The sequence below is a fragment of the Streptomyces griseus subsp. griseus genome, assembly GCF_000720255.1.
GTDB lineage: Bacteria > Actinomycetota > Actinomycetes > Streptomycetales > Streptomycetaceae > Streptomyces > Streptomyces griseus_I.
The window spans coordinates 71220-92156 of sequence record NZ_JOJE01000021.1; the positions used below are offsets into that span (position 1 = coordinate 71220).

Sequence of the window (20937 nt, forward strand, 5' to 3'; positions counted from 1 at the left end):
CCCCACCCGATGACACACCTCGACGTCGCGCTGATCGGCGCGGGCGGTATCGCCCGGGCCCACCTGCCCGCATGGACCGCGCTCGGCGCCCGGGTCCGCGTCTACGCCCCCGACGGCCGGGCCCCCGCCCTCGCGGCGGAGTTCGGCCAGACCGCGGTCGCCTCACGCGAGGAGGCGATGGACGGTGCGACCGTCGTCGACGTCTGCACCCCCACCGACACCCACCACGAGATCACCCTGGCCGCCGTGGCCGCCGGCGCGCACGTCCTGTGCGAGAAGCCGCTGGCACTGCGGGCCGCCGACGCCGAGGACATGGCCGCCGCGGCCGCCGCCGCCGGACTCCGGCTCTACCCCGGACATGTCGTGCGCTTCTTCCCCGCCTACGCCATGCTGCACGCCCTGGTCACCGGCGGCGCACTCGGCCGGGTCGCGGTCGCCAGGTTCACCCGCACCGGCCGCTACCCGACCTGGAGCCCCTGGTTCGCCGAACCGGCCCGCTCCGGGGGCATCCTCGTCGACCAGATGATCCACGACATGGACATCGCCCGCTGGCTCTTCGGTGAGGTCGTCCGCGTCCACGCCCACCAGCGCGGCCACCTCACCGCCCCGGCGCCCGAGGACGCGGTCGCCACCGGTACCGCGGTGCTCACCCACACCACCGGCGTCATCACCCAGATCGTGGGCGTGTGGGCACCGCCCGCCACACCGTTCCGCACGACGTTCCACATCGCCGGCACCGGCGGCACGGTACGGCACGACTCGCTCGCCTCACCCGGCCTCAGAATCGTCGGCACGGCGGACGCGAACGCGGCGGCCGGCATCCCGGTGGGTGACTTCGGAGAGTCGCCGTACGCCACCCAGATACGGGAACTCGCCGACGCCTTCGCGGGCGGACCCGAACCACGCGTCGGCCCGGCCGACGGCGTGGCGGCCGTCCGTATCGCCGCGGCCGCCGCCGATTCGGCCCGCACCGGGCGGGCGGTCGAGCTCGTCACACCGCCCGCACCCGAAGGAGTGCCCGCATGAGGATCGCCGTCCTGTCCTTCGCCCACGTCCACGCCCAGACCTACGTCGAGCTGCTGCGCGACCGCGACGACGTCGAGCTGCTCACCGCCGACCCCGACGCCCCGCCGGACGACCCGGACCGCGGCGCCGCGCTCGCCGAACGGTTGGGCGTGCCGTACGTGGACGACTGGGACGCCGTCTTCGCCCTGCGCCCCGACGGAGCCATGGTGACCAGCGAGAACTCCCGGCACCGGGAGCTGGTCGAGCGGGCCGCGGCGGCGGGCGCCCACGTCCTGTGCGAGAAGCCGCTCGCCACCACGGAGACGGACGCACGGGCCATGATCGACGCGTGCGCCCGCGCCGGGGTCGGCCTCATGACCGCCTATCCGGTCCGCTTCGCGGCGGCCTTCGCCGCCCTCCACCGCGCCGTCGCGGACGGCTCCCTCGGCCCCCTGGTCAGCGTCCACGGCTCCAACAACGGCTGGAACCCCACCGCTTCCCGGCCCTGGTTCGGCGACCGGGAACTGGCCGGCGGGGGAGCGGTGATGGACCACACCGTGCACATCGCCGACCTGATGGACGTACTGCTTGACGGGGAGCAGGCCGAGGAGGTGTACGCCCAGGCCAACGACGTCCTCGGGCCGGACACGGAAACCGGTGTCGAGACGGCCGGGCTGGTCACCGTCCGCTACCCGGGCGGTGCCTTCGCCGCGATCGACTGCAGCTGGAGCCAGCCCGAGGACCACCCGACCTGGGGCGGCCTCGCCCTGACCTGCGTGGCCGAGCGGGGGATCGTCGAGTTCGACGCCTTCCCCCGGCTGCTCGGCGGCTTCGACTCCACCACCGCCCGATCCCGCTGGGAGCCCGGCGGCGACGATCTCGACGCGGCCATGCTGGAGGAGTTCCTCGACACCGTCCGCACCGGCCGCCGCCCCCGCCCCGACGGAGAGGCCGGATTGCGCGGCCTGCGGGTGGTTCTCGCGGCGTACACGTCCCTGCGAACCGGTCAGCCCGTCCGCCTGCCCGTCACACCGGACGACAATCCCGGACGGAAGCATCCCGCTGAGTGACTTGCCTCTCATGGCAAGGTGGGGACATAGCCGCGACCATGGTGTTCCTCACCAGCAGCCCGAAGGGACCGAGGATGCTCCGCAAGGTACTGGTCGCCAATCGCGGCGAGATCGCGATTCGCGCCTTCCGCGCCGGATACGAACTGGGCGCGAGGACCGTCGCGGTCTTCCCCCACGAGGACCGCAACTCGCTGCACCGGCTCAAGGCTGACGAGGCCTACGAGATCGGCGAGCCCGGGCACCCGGTGCGGGCGTATCTCTCCGTCGACGAGATCATCCGCGCGGCCCGGCTGGCCGGCGCCGACGCCGTCTACCCGGGCTACGGCTTCCTCTCCGAGAACCCCGAGCTGGCCCGGGCCTGCGAGGAGGCCGGCATCACGTTCGTCGGCCCGAGCGCGGACATCCTCGAACTGACGGGGAACAAGGCACGCGCCGTGGCCGCCGCCCGCGCCGCCGGCGTACCCGTGCTGGGCTCCTCGGCGCCCTCCGCCGACGTCGACGAGCTGATGCGGGCCGCCGACGACATCGGCTTCCCCGTATTCGTCAAGGCGGTCGCCGGCGGTGGTGGGCGCGGTATGCGCCGTGTCGAGGACCCCGCCCGGCTGCGCGAGTCCATCGAGGCCGCGGCGCGCGAGGCGGCCTCCGCGTTCGGCGACTCCACCGTCTTCCTGGAGAAGGCCGTCGTCGAGCCCCGCCACATCGAGGTGCAGATCCTCGCCGACGGCCACGGCAACGTGATGCACCTCTTCGAACGCGACTGTTCGGTGCAGCGCCGTCACCAGAAGGTGATCGAGCTGGCACCCGCGCCCAACCTCGACCCCGCCCTGCGCGAGCGGATCTGCGCCGACGCCGTCCGGTTCGCCCGGGAGATCGGCTACCGCAACGCGGGCACCGTGGAGTTCCTCCTCGACCGCGACGGCAACCACGTCTTCATCGAGATGAACCCGCGCATCCAGGTCGAGCACACGGTCACCGAGGAGGTCACCGACGTCGACCTCGTGCAGTCCCAGCTGCGCATCGCCGCCGGTGAGACCCTCGCCGACCTCGGCCTGTCCCAGGAGACGGTCACCCTGCGCGGCGCCGCGCTCCAGTGCCGTATCACCACCGAGGACCCCGCCAACGGCTTCCGCCCGGACACCGGCCGCATCAGCGCCTACCGCTCGCCCGGCGGCTCCGGAATCCGCCTCGACGGCGGCACCACCCACGCCGGTACGGAGATCAGCGCGCACTTCGACTCCATGCTGGTCAAGCTCTCCTGCCGGGGCCGGGACTTCCCCACTGCGGTCCGGCGCGCCCGGCGTGCCGTCGCCGAGTTCCGCATCCGTGGTGTGGCCACCAACATCCCGTTCCTCCAGGCCGTTCTCGACGACCCGGACTTCCAGGCGGGGAACGTCACCACGTCGTTCATCGAGCAGCGCCCGCACCTGCTCACCGCACGCCACTCCGCCGACCGCGGCACCAAGCTGCTCACCTACCTCGCCGACGTGACGGTCAACAAGCCCCACGGCGAGCGGCCCCAGCTGATCGACCCGAGCACCAAGCTGCCCCGGCCCACCGTCACCGAGCCGGCCGCCGGGTCCAAGCAGAAGCTCACCGAACTCGGCCCGGAGGGCTTCGCCCGCTGGCTGCGCGAGGCACCGACCATCGGCGTCACCGACACCACGTTCCGCGACGCCCACCAGTCGCTGCTCGCGACCCGCGTGCGCACCAAGGACATGCTCGCCGTCGCCCCGGTCGTCGCGCGCACCCTGCCCGAGCTGCTCTCCCTGGAGTGCTGGGGCGGCGCCACCTACGACGTCGCCCTGCGCTTCCTCGCCGAGGACCCCTGGGAGCGCCTGGCCGCCCTGCGCGCCGCCGTGCCGAACATCTGCCTGCAGATGCTGCTGCGCGGCCGCAACACCGTCGGCTACACGCCCTACCCGACCGAGGTGACCGACGCCTTCGTGCAGGAGGCCGCGGACACCGGCATCGACATCTTCCGCATCTTCGACGCGCTCAACGACGTCGGCCAGATGCGTCCCGCCATCGAGGCCGTACGGGCCACCGGCACCGCGATCGCCGAGGTCGCCCTCTGCTACACCTCCGACCTGTCGAACCCGGCGGAGCAGCTGTACACCCTGGACTACTACCTGCGCCTGGCCGAGCAGATCGTCGAGGCGGGCGCCCACGTCCTGGCCGTCAAGGACATGGCCGGACTGCTGCGCGCCCCGGCCGCCGCCAAGCTGGTCTCCGCCCTGCGCCGCGAGTTCGACCTGCCGGTGCACCTGCACACCCACGACACGGCCGGCGGCCAGCTCGCCACCTACCTCGCCGCGATCCAGGCCGGCGCCGACGCCGTGGACGGCGCGGTGGCCTCGATGGCCGGGACGACCTCGCAGCCCTCGCTGTCCGCGATCGTCGCCGCGACCGACTACTCCGACCGGCCCACCGGTCTCGACCTGCGCGCCGTCGGCGACCTGGAGCCGTACTGGGAGAGCGTCCGCAAGATCTACGCCCCCTTCGAGGCGGGCCTCGCCTCACCGACCGGACGCGTCTACGACCACGAGATCCCCGGCGGCCAGCTCTCCAACCTGCGCACCCAGGCCGTTGCGCTCGGCCTCGGCGACCGGTTCGAGGACATCGAGGCCATGTACGCCGCCGCCGACCGCATCCTCGGACACCTGGTGAAGGTCACCCCCTCGTCCAAGGTGGTCGGCGACCTCGCCCTGCACCTGGTCGGCGCCGGGGTCGCGCCCCAGGAGTTCGAGGCGACGCCGGACAAGTTCGACATCCCCGACTCCGTCATCGGCTTCCTGCGCGGCGAGCTCGGCACCCCGCCCGGCGGCTGGCCCGAGCCGTTCCGCAGCAAGGCGCTCCAGGGCCGTGCCGACGCCAAGCCCGTGACGCAGCTGACCGCCGAGGACCGGACGGGCCTGGAGAAGGACCGCCGCGCGACCCTCAACCGCCTGCTGTTCCCCGGCCCCACGCGGGAATTCGAGACCCATCGCCAGACCTACGGCGACACCAGCGTCCTGGACAGCAAGGACTTCTTCTACGGCCTCAGGCCCGGAACCGAGTACGCCGTCGACCTCGAACCCGGCGTGCGGCTCCTCATGGGCCTCGAAGCCGTCGGAGAGGCCGACGAGCGGGGCATGCGCACCGTGATGTCCACCCTGAACGGCCAGCTCCGGCCGATCCAGGTCCGCGACGTCGCCGCGTCCTCCGACATCCCGGTGACCGAGAAGGCCGACCGCTCCGACCCCGGCCATGTCGCCGCGCCGTTCGCCGGAGTGGTGACCCTCGCGGTCGCCGACGGCGACGAGGTGGACGCCGGTGCCACGGTGGCCACCATCGAGGCGATGAAGATGGAGGCCGCGATCACCGCGCCCAAGGCGGGTCGCGTCTCCCGGCTGGCGATCAACAGGATCCAGCAGGTGGAGGGCGGAGACCTCCTCGTCGTGATCGGGTGAGGCGAGGCCGGGTGCGGCGGTTGCACGTCGAAGACGTGCGGGCCGCTGCTCCCCTCCCGGGGACGCAGACCGCCGAACAGGCGCCGGGCGACGGTGAACGACGTCCGCGTCGTCAGTAGAACCGCCGCACGGACCGCGGCACCTGAAGAACCGCGGCGGACAGCCGGGACCGTCCCGCGGTCCGCCGCCGGGCGGCCCGGAGTACCGCCAGTTCGCGCGTGCGGTCATCTCCTCGTCTCACCCCCGTCCGTGTCGTCGTCCGGCACCGGCCCGGCCTCGGCGAGGGCCTGGGTGGCCTTCTCTGCGAGCGCGTCGTCGGCCGTCACCGGCTGTGGCGGAGCCGGATCCGTGGCCCGGCGGATCCTGGACGCCTTGATCCGGTCCACGGCGGCGAGCAGATGGGCGCGGGTGACCTGGCCGTGCCCGGTCCGGGCCGCGTCGGTGGCGGCGTCGATCACCGCTCGACGGATCTCCCGGCCGCTCAGCTCGTCCAGATCGGCCAGTTCCTCCACGTCCACGTCGAGGCCGAGCGGCAGTTCGGCCGGCAGGTGGTTGCGCCAGATCATCCGGCGGGCCGCGCGGTCGGGCGCGGGGAAGCGGATGTGCCGGACACGGCTGTCGAAGGCGCGGTCGTACCCGGTCACCAGGTTGGTGGCGAACACAACGATGCCGTCGAAACCGTCGAGCGACATGACGAGTTCGCTGCGCATGGCGTTGACGGCGTGTTCGGAACCCTGGCTGGTGCTCTCGAACCGCTGGGACATCAACGCGTCGGCCTCGTCGACGAAGAGCACCGCGTCCTGCGCCCGCGCCGCGTGGAAGAGCGCGTCCAGGTTCTTCGGCCCCTCCCCGTGGTACTTGCTCTCCAGCTGCGAGTACTTGGTGTGCAGGATCGGCTTGCCCAGGCGGTCGGCGATCGCGTGGGCCGCCAGTGTCTTGCCGGTGCCCGGATCGCCGTGCAGGTTGATCGCGGCGCTCGGGTTCGGCTCGATGCTGCGCAGGTTCCAGGTGTCGAACAGCAACGGCCGCAGCGTCACGCTCTCCACGGCCAGCAGCAGGTCGTCCATGACCTCGTCGGGAAGCACCAGGAAGTCGAAGGAGTAGCGGGGCGGTACGGCGGTGAAGTAGGAGGCGCGCTCCTCCACCGACAGCACGTCGGGATCGAGGGGACTGCCGTCGCCGCCGCCCCGGTGCGCCGGGTGCGGTGCCGGCAGGTCGGTCACCGTCAGCGAGAAGCCGCCTCGGCCGTGCCGCCCCCGGAAATGGTCGGCGGCCGAGATGAGCCGCGTGCGCAGCATCGCCGCGTCCACGGCCGACGCCTCCGCGGGAATGCCTGTCACGGCGAACCCCGGGTCCTGGGCGTGGAGTTGCTCCTGGAACAGGGTGTTCGGCGGTGCGGTGCCGTTCCCGTGCCGTTCGGCCGTCGTCATGGCCCCCCTCTTTCTCTGCGGTTGGTGAGTCGTTCGTTGACGAGCGGACGTCAGACGTTCACGCGGATCCGGTTGGCGCTGCCGAAGGCCGTCGCCAGGTCGCTGTCCAGGGAGCCGGTCCGCCAGCTCCTGCGACCGGTCTCGGTGCCGGAGGAGGACAGGCCGACCGCCACGACGTTGATCTTTCCGTCGGACAGTGCCTGACGGATCAGGTCGGCCTGCACCGCTCCGGTACCGCTCAGCCAGGAGCGCACGGCGGACCAGGACAGGGCGGCCGCGGCGCCGGCTCCCGCGAGCAGCAGCAGGGCCAGGGTGATGGGGTCCATGACGTCAGCTCCACACGGCCACGGGGCTGCCGGTGTGGGCCTGCCGCACCTGGCCGTCCGCGGAGTCGGTCTTGACCTTGCGCGCCTCGGAGAAGGTGCCCTTGGACTGGTCGAAGATGCCCTGCACGTAGTTGACGCGGCCGCTGCTGAGTTCCTGGGCGACGGTCACGGCGAGCGCGTCGGGGTTCGTCTGGATGGCCGCCGCCCGGTCCCGGAACCAGTCGATCAGGAATTCCATGGTCAGGAAGGCGACGTAGATGGCGCCACCGATGACGCCCCCGAGGGCGAGCATGACGGCAATGCTGAACGGGTCGAGCATGGTCGTTCCCTTCTGTTCGGTGCTTGCGTGGTCAGCTGAGGAGCAGGGCGTCGTGGGCGCCGAACGCCTCGGCCAGCTCCTCGTCGAGCCGGTCGGCGAGGTACGACCGGGTCGGGGCGCCGCGGCCGCCGTCGAGGAGCGGCTGCCCCTGCGCGTCGAGGTAGACCAGGTGGACGAGGTAGCCGTCGCCCTCGGCGCGCCGTACGGCGGCACCCGCGGTGGCGTCCGGCACGCTCCCCTTGTTGTCGACGAAGAACGTCACCACCTGTTCGAGCGTGAGCGTGTCGATCCTGGGCGGGCGTCCCTCGCGCAGCGCCGACCAGACCTGACCGAGCTCGTCGTTCTTCGCCCGCAGCCGCTGCACACCCTGTTCGAGGGCCGCGATCATCAGTCCTCCGAATACCGCGGTGGAGGACCGCTCGTCCGAGCCGCGGCCCTTGGAGGGCCGGTTCGCCATGGGTCGTTTCATCGGGTCTCTCGTCTCCCGTTCCGTCTCTGGAATGGCTCTGGCCAGAAGCGGTCGGGGCGGCGCCCCTCCGGAGTCCCCCGTACTCCGGACGGGAGCCGTCGTCGCATTACCCGACCGCTCTCATCCAGGTGGTCGAAGTATGCACATCTGTCCCAGAGGTGCCGCACGTCCGTCCAGCCCGGATCCACCACGCTAGAGACGTGTTTGCGGCATTTCCATCCCAGATGCCTGGGAGACTTCGTAGCCTGATCCGGTGAGCACACTGCCCCTCCCCGACCGGCACTCCGGTCGCTCCGGCCCGCGTTCCTCCCCGACCCCCGGCTCCCTCGGCGACGTGCTGAACCGCGGTCTGCGCGGCCCCGGACGATTAGGCGCGCTCGACGTGCTGAAGACCGCCGGTGCGACCCTGACCGACTCAGTGCCCGCCGACGTGTGGTGCGCGGTCATGCTCGACCCGGCCACGTTCCTGGACACCGGCGGCCAGCACGAACACGGCTTCCCGCAGCGCGTCATGCCGCGGCTGTTCGAGATCGAGCACACCGAGCAGGCCGGGGTCGACAACATCCGCGCCCTGGCCCGCCGTCCCGCCCCGGCCAGCCTGCTGAGCCGGTCCACCGGCGGCCGGCTCGACGACAACGTCTACTACCGCGACATCCTCCGCCCCGAGGGGCTCGCCGACGAACTGCGTGTCCTGCTGCGCGACGGTCCCCGAACCTGGGGGCTGCTGGTGCTCTGCCGGGAAGAGGGGTCGCCCCCGTTCAGCCCCGCCGACGTCGAGCGCGCGGCCACCATCAGCTCGCCGGCAGCGGTGGCGCTGCGCAGGTCGCTGCTGCTGGCCGGCATCGACCGGGGCGACGTACCGGACGCGCCGGGCCTGGTCGCCCTCGACGAGGGCCTCGGCATCCGCCTGTGCACCTCCACCGCCGACCACTGGCTCGGCCTGATCCAGGAGGACCATCCGGCGCCGGGACGGTCGTATCCGCTGTGCCTGGAGGCCATCGCCAGCAAGGCCCGCGCCTGTGGGCCGGGCGTGCAGGTGAGTTCCCGCGCCCTGAGCCGCTCCGGGCACTGGATCACCCTCAACGCCTGGCGCGAGGAGCCGGCCGGCGCCGACGGCGAGACCCTCACCTACGTCTCCCTGAGCCTGAGCAGGCCCGGCGAGCTGGCCGCCATCGTCCTCGACGCGTACGGGCTGACACCCCGCGAGCGCGAGGTCGCTCAGCAGGTCCTGCTCGGCCGGTCGACCGCGGAGGTGGCCGCGGCGCTCCACATCACCGACTGGACCGTCCAGGACCATCTGCGCAAGGTGTTCGACAAGGCAGGCGTACGCAGCCGTCGTGAGCTCACCGCCGAGCTCTTCCTCCGCTACTACCTGCCCTACCTGGACAGCCCCCCGCTGACCACGGACGGCCGCATGCGGGGCGACGACCACGACGGCCAGGGCGCCCGGTGATCGACTGGTGACGCCCGGAGGGCGGGCGTACGGTCGAACGGTGGACCGTGACCATCACTGATCCCTCGCGAGGGTTGGACCCCCGAGAGTGCGAGCGCGATGACCAGCAGCCCAAAGCCGACTTCCTCACCCGAGACCACCACCCGGGAACCGGGCGGTGGCGGAAACGCCATGGCGCTGCTGGTCATCGCGTCGTGTCAGCTCATGGTGGTCCTGGACATCACCATCGTGAACATCGCGCTGCCCGACATCCAGCGCTCCCTCGACTTCTCCACCACCAGCCTGTCCTGGGTGGTCAACGCGTACACCCTCACGTTCGGAGGGCTGCTGCTGCTCGGCGGCCGTACCGGCGACATCCTGGGCAGGCGGCGCGTCTTCATCTTCGGCGTCCTGCTGTTCGTGCTCGCCTCCCTCCTCGGCGGGCTCGCCCAGAACGAGGCCCAACTCCTCGGTGCGCGCGCCCTCCAGGGCGTCGGCGGCGCCATCGCGTCCCCCACGGCCCTGTCCCTGATCAGCACGACGTTCCGCGAAGGCCCGGACCGCAACCGGGCCTTCGGGGTCTTCGCCGCGGTCTCGGCGGGCGGCGGCGCGATCGGCCTGCTCGCGGGCGGTGTGCTCGTCGAGTGGCTGAACTGGCGGTGGGTGCTCTTCGTCAACGTCCCCATCGGCCTGCTCATCGCCTTCGCCACACCCCGCTACATCAAGGAGTCCGAACGCCATCCGGGCCGATTCGACATCACCGGTGCGCTGACCTCCACGGTGGGCATGGTGCTGCTGGTCTACGGTTTCATCAGAGCCGCCCAGGAGGGCTGGCGGGACGCCCTGACGCTGGCGTCGTTCGGCGCGGCCGTCGTTGTCCTGGCGGTGTTCATCCTGGTGGAGCGGCGCTCCCGGCAGCCGATCACCCCACTGCACATGTTCGCAGACCGCAACCGAGCGGGCACCTACGGCATCATGCTGTGCCTCGCCGCCGCGATCTTCGGCATGTTCTTCTTCCTCACGCTCTTCGTGCAGAACGTCCTCAACTTCAGTCCGCTCCTGGCCGGGCTGGCGTTTCTGCCGGTGAGCGCGGTCATCGCGATCGGCGCGGGGCTGGCCTCACGGTTCCTGCCCACCTTCGGTCCCAAGCCGTTCATGGTGGTCGGCGCGATCCTCGCGGCGGCGGGACTGTCGTGGCTGACGCTGACCGACGTCCACTCCACCTACGTCGGCAGCGTTCTCGGGCCGATGCTCGTGTTCAGCCTGGGCATGGGCATGGAGTTCGTGTCGCTCACCCTGATGGCCCTGTCCAACGTCCGTACCGAGGAGACCGGCGCGGCCTCGGGCCTCCTCAACGCCACGCAACAGGTCGGCGGCTCGCTCGGGCTGTCCATCCTGGTCACCCTGTACGGCACGGCCAGCACCAACGAGGCGGAGAAGCAGATCCCGCTCTTCCTGCAGCAGGCCACCCCCGCCGAACGCCTCCAGTTCCGACGCACCGGGCTGCTCCCGCCGCCCTGGGGCGACGAGATCCTCACCGCCGGGGTCTCGGCCGCCTTCATCATGGCGGCGATCTTCACCGCGCTCGCCGCCCTCATAGCCGTCGTGGTCATCCAGGTCCGCCCCTCCGATCTGGAACGCCTCAAGGGAGGGGCCGGCCCCGGCCCGGTCTGAAACCGGGCCGGGCAGGGTCACGGCGGGGAGCAGGGGTACGCCGCCAGGGCGTCGGCGAGGCCGGCGGCGTCCGTGCCGATCTTGCGGTAGACGGAGGAGAGCAGCTGCCGGACCCCCTGTTCGGTGAGGTGCAGGCCCTTGGCGACCACCGCGAGCGGATGGCCCTGCGCGGTCATCTCGGCGGCCCGGCGTTCGTGCGCGGTGAGTGTGTCCGTCTGCGGATACCGCAGGGGCAGCGGCCGCAGCCCCGCCGCCGAGAGCTCCTCCCTGGCCCGTGAGGCCAGGGTCTCCGCACCGCAGTGCACGGCGCTCTCCAGCCCCTGGTACAGCCGGTCGGCCGCCTCCTGCACCCGGCCGTTGCGCGACAGAGCGGCACCGTAACCGACCAGCGCGCGGGCCAGCTCGTACGAGGCCGGCGACTGCTCCAGATGCTCCACCGCCTCCGCGTGCAGGTCCAGCGCCGCCGGCCCGCCGGTCACCTCCGCCTCCGTGTGCAGCGCCTGACCGATCATGGAGGCCGCCCCGAAGTCCCTGGCCCGTTTGGCGGCGTCCCGGGCCAGCGTGGCCGCGCGCTCGGGATCCGTCGGCGCGAGGGCGGACGCCAGGTCCAGCTGCCAGGGACACCAGGAGGGATTCCGCCAGGCCCGCGCCTCCAGACGCTCACCGACGGCCGACAGCAGCTGCTCCGCCTCCGCGTGCCTGCCCTCCGCCAGCAGCAGCTCGGCGTACACCGTGCGGGGGTCGGGGTAGATCACGGCGTTCGGCACCATCGTGCCGTACCGGTAGGTGTCGGCGAGCTGACGCGCCTCGCCCACCCGGCCCCGGGCCACCAGAGTCTGAATGAGAGTGCCGATGGCGAACCACTGAGCCGGGACGGCGCCTTCGACGCGGTCGGCGATGCTGAGTCCCTCCTCGGCCCAGTGCTCCGCCTCGGCGAGGCAGCCGCGGCGGTAGCGGATGTAGCCGTAGAGGGTTTGGCCCAGGGCCAGGTGGGAGCCGCGCCAGCCCTTGTCCTGGCACTCCGCCATCCCCTCCTTGAACAGTTCCTCGGCCCGCCGGGGCTGGTCGCAGTACATGAAGGCGAGGGCGACCGAGACAGGTACCTCGAAGCCTCGGTTCTCGTCGGTCCAGCTCATCCCGCCGCGCAGGGCGTCCTCCGTACACGTCAGGACGGTCTGCCGCGGCTCACCCCGTACCAGTGCGTCCCAGGCCCGCAGCCCGAGGATGTAACGCTCCTCCAGCCCGCGTCGAGGCAACTGCTCGGCCAGCCGCGCCAGTGTGCGGGAGCGGGCGGGGGAGTCCGGCTCGTCGGTGCGGAACGCGCTCCACACGAAGTGATCGGCCTGCATGCGCAGTTTGGCGCGTCGGTTGGCAGCCTTCTTCACCTCGTCGGCCGTCACCGCAGCGGCCTCGGCGAGCTGGTCCGTGTGCGCCAGGGCCTGGGCGAGCCGGTAGACGATGGCGGCGCGCAGGTCGGGGTCGACGTCGGGCTCCGACAAGGCCTCCCGGAGGTGGCGGATCGTGGCCGTTGGCTCGATCAAAAAGGTGGCGCAGGCGAGTTCGTGCAGGATGGCCGCGCGGTGCTCGGGCGGGGGCGGCTCCTGCAGTGCTCGGTTCAACAGACGCCGGGCCGGCTCCGGCGCTCCGGCACGCAGGTTCTCGCGGGCTGCCGCACGGAGGCATTCGACCACCTCGGGCCTTCCGTCGCAGGGAACCTGCAACAGATGACGGGCCGTGGCCGCAGGACCGATCCCTGCGGCGCGGAGAGCCTCGGCGGCCCTGTTGTGCATGCCGACGCGGAGGTAGGACGGGATGTCCCGGGAGATCGTCGTGGCGATCAGCGGATGGGTGAACTCCAGCTCCTCGCCCGGCCCCTGGGCATCGGTCAGGATCCGGTCCGCGCGCAGTTGCTCCACGGCCTCGGCGGCGTCCTCGCTGCTGACCACCGCGATGGTGGCCGTGAGTTCCGATGAGATGGACTCACCCAGTACGGCGGCGGCCCACGCGAAGTGGCGGATGGGAGTCCTGAGTCGCTTCAGGTACTCGAGCAGTCCGGGTCCCTTGACCGCCGTCGCGAGTTCCCTCATGAGGGGCAACTCGTGCCGCCTCCCCGCCACATGACGTTCGCCGAGCCGGATGGCCAGTTCGACGGCCTCGTACGGATTGCCGCATGTGGCCTTCCAGGATTCGCGGCAGAACTCGTCCTCGGCCTGCGCACCCACCTTGTTCCTGATGATCTGCGCCACGGCGTTACTGCTGAGCGGCTCCAGGGTGTAAGGGCGGTTCCCCTGGAGTTCGACCAGGTTGCGCAGGGCCGTCGGGTTCGGCGAGTGCTCGTCGGGCCGGTAGGCGGCGACGATGAGGAGCGGGAGGTCCGCCGCCCGCGGCGCGAAGGAGGCCAGCCATCCGAGGGACTCGGCATCGGCCCAGTGCAGGTCGTCCAGAAGGACCACGACGGGCGCCTTCAGCACCGTCAGGCGCGTCATGACCCAGTCGAGGCCGTCACGGACCCCGGTCGGGTCCGGCACGTGGGCGGCGTCCGCCGCCTCCAGACCCAGGGCCGTGGCCACGATGTCGTACCAACTGCCCAGGAACGTGCGGAGCTCCGGCTCGTCCATCGCGGCCAGGGTCGGTTGCATGAGCTGACGGACCAGGCGGAACGCCAGCTCTTGCTCCGTCTCGCCGCCCTTGGCGGAGAGCACTGTGAACCCCTGTGCGGCGGCACGCGTACGTGCCGCCGCGATGAGGGTGGTCTTGCCCAGCCCGGCCGAACCGGTGAAGGTGAGGGGGCCGCCGTACGACTCGCGTGGCACACCCACGACGGCACCCTGCAGGGATGACAACGCGGAATCGAGAGCGGCAGTTCCGTCTGACGTTCGAGCAACCGCAGCCCACGTGCCATGTGCGCTACCGCTTCCTGTCGTTGATATTCAGGCCGGGCGCCGAGCGTATGCGCTCCGGCGGGTCGATAGCCGTATTAGGGCACAACAGCGACAGGGAAGGGTGAATTATCCGCAGGAACGTGGTGCTCGCGCGGTCGGCGAGTACTATGTCGCACCTTTCCTCAGAGGAGAGCGGGGGTGGTCGCGGTGTCCCCGTACCGGGGCACCGTGCGGGACCAGAAGTAGCATCCGCGTATCCAGCCGGCCATGCCTTCCACGTAACCGACTCCGGCAGGGCTCAATTCGGGCTTGACGTCCTCATAGAGGTTCTCGAACTCCCTGATGGTGCAGTTGATCTGCTGGATCGCCAGCATGATCGCCATCGACAGGGAGCACCGGTGCGCACGCTGATAGGCGAGGGCAAGGTTGATCATTCCCCCTGTCCGTTGCTCCTTCACGGCGGAGAAGAGGTCGGGGATCCACACCGCCGCGTCGGCGGACAGTCGCCGCAGGCGCCGCATGGCCGGGTGATGGAGCTCCTCCGCGTGCAGCCCGCCGGCCTGCGCGGCCTCGCACAGCGGAAAGAACGGCTCGACGCCCGCGATCAGTGAACGGATCGACTCGCACAACCCCGTCCGCACAGCCCCCGTACCCTCCTGTGCCACCGCCTCGTACAACAGCCCGTGCACGTACTCACGGCTGTTCCACGCCCAGCGTGCCGCCTGGGCGGGTGTGCAGCGGTTCTGGACCTGGTCGTACAGGTCGGTCAGGGCCGCGCCGAGGGGTGTGCTGGGGGGTTCGCCGTCCCGGAGGATCGCGACGCTCTCGCACAGCATGGGCAGCAGGTGGGCCGCGCCCTGCCGGCCGACCTCCTCCGCGCGGTCGTCGAAGACGAACTGGTAGGCGATCTGGTTGGCGACGATCTGGAGCAGTTCGGCGTCCAAGGTCGGGCTGTTGTACGCGGCGAGTTCGGCGGGCCGGGTACGGGCGATCATCCTCGCCACCCCCGGCTCGTCGGTCAGCCCCCAGCGCCGTAACCACGTCTCCACGCCCGCCGCGGCCTCGGCCGCGTGGCGATTGCACTGGAACGGGAAGGGCATGTAGAGATCGGCGTCGATCAGATCCCTGAGACTGCCGGCCGAAAGTGCGCTTCGCGGGGTCACCGCGATTTCCTCATGCGTCGTCGACACCGCTGCCACCTGCCGTTCGGGAGTCCTGCCCGTGTCGTGCCGCGGTTGCTCGTTCGGTGAAGGAACGTGCGGGGGATGCCGCCCCGGACGGCGCCTGGGCACGTGGTTCGCAGGTCATGACCAGCGAACGCGGGCCCAACGTGGCGGCGGGGCGCAGCTGTTCGGTGTGTCCGGGCCGATGGCGCAGCCGCCATCGGCCGGCGATGGTCGCCAGGGCCACCGTGGCCTCCGCGACGGCGAACCGGTCGCCGATGCATTTGCGGCCGCCCGCGGAGAACGGGATCATCGCGCGCTGCGGGACGGCGGCGGCCTGGTCCGGCAGCCAGCGGTCGGGGAGGAAGCGGTCGGGGTCGGGGAACGAGGCGGGGTCGTGCTGGAGGAGATAGGGGCTGTAGAGAACCGTGGTGCCCGCCGGGAGACGGCGCCCGGCCAGAACCGTGTCCTTCGTGGTCAGGCGCATGAACAGCCAGCCGGGCGGGCGGTGGCGCAGCGTCTCGGTGACGACGCACCGGGTGTAGGTGAGGCGCGGCAGGTCCTCGGGACCGGGAAGCCGTCCGCCGAGTACCGCGTCGACCTCGTCGTGCAGCCGGCGCTCCGCCTGCGGATGCCGCGCCAGCAGGTCGAAGGCCGACGTGAGGCAGAGGGCGTTGCTCTCGGCTCCGGTGAGCAGGAACGTGACGAGCTGGTCATGCACCTCCTGATCGCTGATGGCGGCGGTCGGGGTCCCGGGATCGGGGCGCGTGGCGGCCAGCAGGATCCCCAGCAGGTCGTTCAGGTCCTCACCTTCGCCTCGGTGCGGGTCGGTCCGCCGGTTCCGTCGGCGCTCCGCGACGACCGCGTCGACGATCGCGTGGACCCGCTCCACGGCGCGGCGATAGCGCCGGTTCGCGGGCGTCGGTGCCCGGAACAGGGCGTCGACCGGCACGGCCGTGCGGACGAACAGCCCGCGGACGATGATGGAAAGGCAGTCCCGCACCTCCGCGGCGGTCGCCCGGTCGAGGGAGTCGGAGAACAGGACGTGGCTGATCACCCGCGTCGTCAGGGCCAGCATCTCCGCGCTGACGTCCACCTGTGCGCCGGCCCGCCACCCCTGCGCCGTCGACCGGGCTTCCCGGCTCATCAGTGCGGTGTGCTCGGCGACGCGGGAGGCACGGAAGTCGGGCTGCAGCAGCCTGCGTTGCCGTCGGTATCCGTCATGGCGGCAGGTGACGAGGCCGTTGCCCATCAGCGGGCGCAGCCTGTCGTAGAGCGGGCCCCCCTTGTCGAAGGTGCGCGTGTCCATGAGCAGGTGGTGCACCAGCTCCGGGTGACAGGCCATCCAGGCGCGCAGGGGACCCAGACGTAACTCGACCAGATCGCCGTGATCCGGCAAGGAATTCAGAAAAGCCAGCGGGCGACGGAACAAAGCGATACCGTGACCGATGAAGGGGAATATGCCTGGTGCAGTACCCACGGTCCAGGCTCGGTCTGTTTCAGGCGCGGTACCGTTCATCGAATACCACCTGCCTCAGTCGACACGCGAAATCGGTGGCTGTTCCACCGACTCGCGTTTGAGTCATGTACTGCCCAGTTCAACCCCTCTTGGGTTGTGTAAATCATCTCTACGCCGGGGCGCACGGGAGCACGAAGAGGCATTTTCGCAATCCGCCTACTCTCCGTGAGTCACCCGGATGCCGTATGCGGCCATGCCCGCGACGGCCGGACGACGGACGCTGAGCGAGAGCCAGACGTCGCCGACCGAGGAGAGATCCGGATGACCACCAGCAGCAGCCGGAACTGGAAGCACGCCGTCGTCACGGGTGGCGCGGGATTCGTCGGCTCCCACCTGTGCGCGGCCCTGCTCGACTCGGGCGCGGACGTCACCTGCGTGGACGACTTCAGCACCGGGCGGCCCGAGAACGTGACGGCGCTGCTCGAACGCCCCGGATTCCGGCTGGTGCAGGCCAACGTCGCCGAGGAGCTGCCCGTCGCCAGACCGCCCGACGTCGTCCTGCACTTCGCCTCACCGGCGTCGCCCGCGGACTATCTGCGGCTCCCCCTGCACACCATGGAGACCGGCAGCCTCGGTACCCGCAACGCCCTGGAGCTCGCCCGCGCCTGCGAGGCCCGCTTCGTCCTGGCCTCCACGTCCGAGATCTACGGCGACCCGCTGCAGAACCCGCAGGACGAGCGCTACTGGGGCAACGTGAACCCGGTCGGCCCGCGCAGCGTGTACGACGAGGCCAAACGCTTCGGCGAGGCGCTGACCACCGCCCACGCCGACACGCACGGCACCGACACCTGCATCGTGCGGCTCTTCAACACCTACGGCCCCCGCATGCGCGGCCACGACGGCCGTGCCGTGCCGACCTTCGTCCGCCAAGCGCTGGCCGGCGAGCCCCTCACGGTGACCGGAGACGGGCACCAGACCCGGTCGGTGTGCCACGTCGACGACACCGTGCGCGGCATCCTCGCGGCGGCGGCCCACGGCATGCGCGGCCCCGTCAACATCGGCAACCCCCACGAGATCACCATGCTCGACCTGGCGCGGCTCGTCATCGCACTCAGCGGCTCCGACTCCGAGATCCGCTTCATCGAACGGCCGGTGGACGACCCGGCCGTGCGCTGCCCGGACATCACCCTCGCTCACGACAAGCTCGGCTGGGAGCCACGGGTGAGCGCCGAGGAGGGCCTGCGCCGCACGATCGCCTGGTTCCGCGAGGAAGGCGAGGGCTGAGCGGCCGTCGCCGGGGTCCAGTGCCGGCTCTCTGCCGCATCTACGCACGAGCCGTCGCCCCGGCCGTCTGCCGAGCCGACTCCCGAGCCCGTCGCTCCCAGCAGCCCGGCCCCTATGCCCCACGGCCCCCAGGCCTCGGCGTCCCACCCCTGTCTCCTCCCTCGCGCTCACCTCCCGCCCCGACCTCGCGAAAGGCCTGGCATCCCATGCGCATCCTCGGAATCAACGCCGTCTTCCACGACCCCGCCGCCGCGCTGGTGATCGACGGGCAGACCGTCGCCGCCGCGGAGGAGGAACGGTTCTCGCGGCGCAAGCACGGGAAGCGACCGGTGCCGTTCTCCGCCTGGGAGCTGCCCGAGCAGGCCGCCGCCTGGTGCCTGAAGCGGGCGGGTCTGCGCCCGGGGGACCTCGACGCCGTCACGTACTCCTTCGACCCCGCGCTCGCCCGGCCCGCCGAGGACATGGGCCTCGACGACCCCTGGGACGACCTGCGCACCGTCTACGCCCGTGAGGCGCCCGCCTTCCTCCAGGCCGCGCTGCCCGGACTGGACCCCGGAACGGTCCGCTTCGTCCCGCACCACATGGCCCACGCCGCGTCCGGCGCCTTCGCCGCACCGGACGCCGGGGACTCCTCCGTGCTGGTCCTCGACGGACGCGGCGAACGCGCCTCGCACCTCGCCGCGCGCCGCGTGGGCGACCGGCTGGAGCCGCTGTACGCGCAGGAACTGCCGCACTCCCTCGGCCTCGTCTACGAGGAACTCACCGAGCACCTCGGTTTCCTGCGCTCCTCCGACGAGTTCAAGGTGATGGCGCTCGCCGCGCACGGCACCCCGCGCATGGTGTCCGAACTGCGCCGCCATGTGCGGCCCACCGGCGACGGCGGCTTCCGGGCCACCGGGGTGCCCTGGCGCGACCTCTGCCCGCCGCGCGGCCCGGAGGAGCCGTGGACCCGGGACCACGCGGACCTCGCCGCCAGCGCCCAGGCCGTACTGGAGGAGACGCTGCTCGACCTCGTGCGCTGGCTGCACGGCCGTACCCACGACCGTGTCCTCACCCTCGCCGGGGGCGTCGCCCTCAACTGCGTCGCCAACTCCCGCATAGCCCGGGAAGGGCCGTTCTCCCGGGTGTGGGTGCAGCCCGCCGCCGGTGACGCCGGCACCGCCCTCGGTGGCGCCCTGCTGGTGTCCGCCGCAGCGGGCGACGAGCCGGAGCCGATGACCGGCGCCGACCTCGGCCGGGACTGGACCGACGCCGAGTTGGGAGCCTGGCTGAAGACCGCCGCCGTACCCTTCGAACGCCCGCCGGACATCGCCACCACGGTGGCCCGGGCCCTCGCCGACAACGGCATCGTCGCCTGGTTCCAGGGCCGCTCCGAATACGGTCCCAGGGCGCTCGGCCACCGCTCCCTCCTCGCCCACCCCGGCCACGCGGGCAACCTGGAGCGGCTCAACGACGTCAAGGGGCGCGAACAGTTCCGGCCGGTCGCGCCGATGGTGCTCGCCCACCGTGCCGCCGAGATCTTCGACGGGCCACTGCCCAGCCCGTACATGCTCTTCGTCCACGACGTGGCACCGGCCTGGAGGGACCGGATCCCCGCCGTCGTCCACGTCGACGGCACCGCGCGCATCCAGACCGTGGACCCGGGCCGCGAACCTCTCGTCGCCCGCATGCTCGGCGAGTTCGAGCGGCTCACCGGGCTTCCCGTGGTCGTCAACACCAGCCTCAACACGGCGGGGCGGCCGATGGTCGACGACCCGCGCGACGCCCTGGAGTGCTTCGGCTCCTCGCCCGTCGACCTGCTGGCCATCGGTCCGTACGCGATCCGCCGCGGGGACGTGTTCCGCGCCGACGACGGCGGGAGCCTGTGATGTCCCCGCACCGGGGCGGCGCCTGGTACGCCGTGGTGATACCGACGCTGGGGCGGCCCAGTCTCGCCATCTGCCTGCGTGCCCTCGCCGAGTCGAGCGGGCCGGGTCCGGTACGGGTCGTCCTCGTCGACGACCGCCGCCAGTCCAGGGGAGCGCCCCTGGCCGCCGCCGTCCCCCGGGCCCTGCGCTCCCGCACCACCGTCGTGCACGGCGGCGGCCGCGGACCCGCCGCCGCACGCAACGCCGGCTGGCGGGCAGCCGGACACGTGCCCTGGATCGTCTTCCTCGACGACGACGTCGTCCCCGGCCCCACCTGGGCCGACGACCTCGCCCTCGACCTCGCGGAGGTCACGGACGACACCGCCGGCAGCACCGCCCGGATCGTGGTCCCGCTGCCTGCGGACCGGTGCCCGACCGACTGGGAACGCAACACCGCCGGACTCGCCACCGCCCGCTGGATCACCGCCGACATGGCCTACCGGCGGGAGGCGCTCGAGGCCGTCGGAGGGTTCGACGAACGCTTCCGCCGGGCCTTCCGGGAGGACGCCGACCTCGCGCTGCGCGTTCTCGACGCCGGCTGGACCCTGACCGAGGGCGGCCGCACCACGACCCACCCCGTGCGCCCGGCCGACCGCTGGATCTCCGTACGCCTGCAGGCGGGCAACGCCGACGACGTGCTGATGACCCGGCTGCACGGCCGTGACTGGTGGCACCGGGCGGACGCGACACGGGGGCGCCTGCCCGGCCACCTCGCCGTCACGACGGCCGGGGCGGCCGCTCTCGCCTGCGCCGTGCTCCGCAGGCCCGGCGCCGCCGCGGCCTGCGCGGCGACCTGGCTCGCCGGAACCGCCGAATTCGCCCTGGCCCGCGTCCGGCCGGGACCACGGACCCGCGACGAGATCGTCACCATGATCCTCACCAGCGCCCTCGTCCCGCCGGCCGCGACCTGGCACTGGCTGCGCGGCCTGCTCACCCACCCGCTCCACCCACCCCGCCCTATCGGCGACGGCCACCGCACCCACCCACGGGACGAGAGCGAGCGGACGACACGGGGAGCGGCCGTATGAAGAACCGACATCTGCAAGGACCCCACGATCACGAACGTGT

The 20937-nt window shown here is 71.8% G+C and carries 15 protein-coding genes; 8 read left to right on the forward strand and 7 right to left on the reverse strand.

Annotation, left to right across the window (positions count from 1 at the left end):
• The first annotated feature begins 9 nt into the window (after positions 1-9).
• From IG99_RS26915 to IG99_RS26925, 3 genes are all read left to right on the forward strand, one after another.
• Positions 10-1026, forward strand: coding sequence for a Gfo/Idh/MocA family protein (locus tag IG99_RS26915; RefSeq protein WP_037677962.1), 1017 nt, complete (start codon positions 10-12; stop codon positions 1024-1026).
• Entirely contained in the window at positions 1023-2075 is a 1053-nt protein-coding gene (locus IG99_RS26920) for a Gfo/Idh/MocA family protein (protein WP_051865909.1), read from the forward strand. The genes IG99_RS26915 and IG99_RS26920 overlap by 4 nt, the downstream gene beginning before the upstream one ends.
• Positions 2076-2149: 74 nt before the next feature.
• On the forward strand, positions 2150-5524 hold the full coding sequence (locus IG99_RS26925) for a pyruvate carboxylase (protein WP_037678031.1): 3375 nt from the start codon (positions 2150-2152) through the stop codon (positions 5522-5524).
• 224 nt (positions 5525-5748) lie between these two features.
• On the opposite strand, the gene IG99_RS26930 is transcribed toward IG99_RS26925, so the two are convergent.
• Genes IG99_RS26930 through IG99_RS26945 form a run of 4 tightly spaced genes read right to left on the reverse strand, consistent with a single transcriptional unit; the run spans position 5749 to position 8056 of the window.
• The gene (locus tag IG99_RS26930; protein WP_051865910.1) at positions 5749-6954 is read right to left on the reverse strand and encodes an ATP-binding protein; all 1206 of its coding nucleotides are present in this window, start codon (positions 6952-6954) and stop codon (positions 5749-5751) included.
• A gap of 50 nt (positions 6955-7004) precedes the next feature.
• Positions 7005-7280, reverse strand: coding sequence for a hypothetical protein (locus tag IG99_RS26935; protein ID WP_037677963.1), 276 nt, complete (start codon positions 7278-7280; stop codon positions 7005-7007).
• 4 nt (positions 7281-7284) lie between these two features.
• A complete protein-coding gene (locus tag IG99_RS26940; protein WP_037677964.1) occupies positions 7285-7599 on the reverse strand; it encodes a hypothetical protein in 315 nt (104 codons plus the stop codon).
• Positions 7600-7630: 31 nt separating this feature from the next.
• The gene (locus IG99_RS26945) at positions 7631-8056 is read right to left on the reverse strand and encodes a hypothetical protein (RefSeq protein ID WP_037677966.1); all 426 of its coding nucleotides are present in this window, start codon (positions 8054-8056) and stop codon (positions 7631-7633) included.
• Between the two features lie 265 nt (positions 8057-8321).
• On the opposite strand from IG99_RS26945, the gene IG99_RS44295 reads away from it, so the two are divergent.
• Both IG99_RS44295 and IG99_RS26955 read left to right on the forward strand, forming a co-directional pair.
• Positions 8322-9521 (forward strand): LuxR C-terminal-related transcriptional regulator, encoded by a 1200-nt coding sequence (locus tag IG99_RS44295; RefSeq protein ID WP_051865913.1) that lies wholly within the window; start codon positions 8322-8324, stop codon positions 9519-9521.
• A 171-nt stretch (positions 9522-9692) separates the two neighbouring features.
• Complete coding sequence (locus tag IG99_RS26955; RefSeq protein ID WP_037677967.1) at positions 9693-11174, forward strand: MFS transporter; 1482 nt, start codon at positions 9693-9695, stop codon at positions 11172-11174.
• Positions 11175-11191: 17 nt separating this feature from the next.
• On the opposite strand, the gene IG99_RS26960 is transcribed toward IG99_RS26955, so the two are convergent.
• The 3 genes from IG99_RS26960 to IG99_RS26970 form a co-directional block, all read right to left on the reverse strand.
• A complete protein-coding gene (locus tag IG99_RS26960; RefSeq protein ID WP_234311960.1) occupies positions 11192-13993 on the reverse strand; it encodes an ATP-binding protein in 2802 nt (933 codons plus the stop codon).
• A 245-nt stretch (positions 13994-14238) separates the two neighbouring features.
• Positions 14239-15219, reverse strand: a complete 981-nt coding sequence (locus IG99_RS26965) for a (-)-alpha-amorphene synthase (protein WP_234311961.1) — start codon at positions 15217-15219, stop codon at positions 14239-14241.
• A 10-nt stretch (positions 15220-15229) separates the two neighbouring features.
• A complete protein-coding gene (locus tag IG99_RS26970) occupies positions 15230-16738 on the reverse strand; it encodes a cytochrome P450 (RefSeq protein WP_078947921.1) in 1509 nt (502 codons plus the stop codon).
• A 261-nt stretch (positions 16739-16999) separates the two neighbouring features.
• Here IG99_RS26970 and IG99_RS26975 point away from each other — a divergent pair, with 261 nt between their 5' ends.
• The 3 genes from IG99_RS26975 (at position 17000) to IG99_RS26985 (ending at position 20897) form a co-directional block, all read left to right on the forward strand.
• Positions 17000-17962 (forward strand): NAD-dependent epimerase/dehydratase family protein, encoded by a 963-nt coding sequence (locus tag IG99_RS26975; protein WP_037677972.1) that lies wholly within the window; start codon positions 17000-17002, stop codon positions 17960-17962.
• A 206-nt stretch (positions 17963-18168) separates the two neighbouring features.
• On the forward strand, positions 18169-19830 hold the full coding sequence (locus IG99_RS26980; protein ID WP_037677974.1) for a carbamoyltransferase family protein: 1662 nt from the start codon (positions 18169-18171) through the stop codon (positions 19828-19830).
• Positions 19830-20897: a glycosyltransferase family 2 protein gene (locus tag IG99_RS26985; protein WP_078947922.1), complete on the forward strand. Its 1068-nt coding sequence runs from the start codon at positions 19830-19832 to the stop codon at positions 20895-20897. The genes IG99_RS26980 and IG99_RS26985 overlap by 1 nt, the downstream gene beginning before the upstream one ends.
• Positions 20898-20937: the final 40 nt, after the last annotated feature.